The organism is Massilia sp. CT11-108 (assembly GCF_047302915.1).
In the GTDB taxonomy this organism is placed as follows: domain Bacteria; phylum Pseudomonadota; class Gammaproteobacteria; order Burkholderiales; family Burkholderiaceae_D; genus Telluria; species Telluria orientalis.
The window spans coordinates 1-258 of record NZ_JBKYMO010001594.1; the positions used below are offsets into that span (position 1 = coordinate 1).

Consider the following 258-nt stretch of genomic DNA (forward strand, 5'->3'; position numbering starts at 1 on the left):
GGTCGATGAAGAGCCGCGTGACGAGGTCCAGCGCGTGCTGCGAACCGGTGGTGACGACGACGTCCTCGGCGCTGGCACGGATGCCCTCGAGGCTCATCACGTCGACGATGTGCTCGCGCAGGGACCGCAGGCCCTGTCCCCCGCCGTACTGGAGCGCCATGGCGGCGTCCTCGGCCATGACACGGTCGAGGGAACCCGTGACGAGCTCACGCGGCAGGGCGGAGACGTACGGCATGCCGCCGGCGAGCGAGACCACCT

1 pseudogene is annotated in these 258 nt (G+C 70.5%); it reads right to left on the minus strand.

Annotation, left to right across the window (positions count from 1 at the left end):
- Positions 1–258, minus strand: a pseudogene (locus ACEN88_RS35710) (PLP-dependent aminotransferase family protein); the annotation flags it as partial.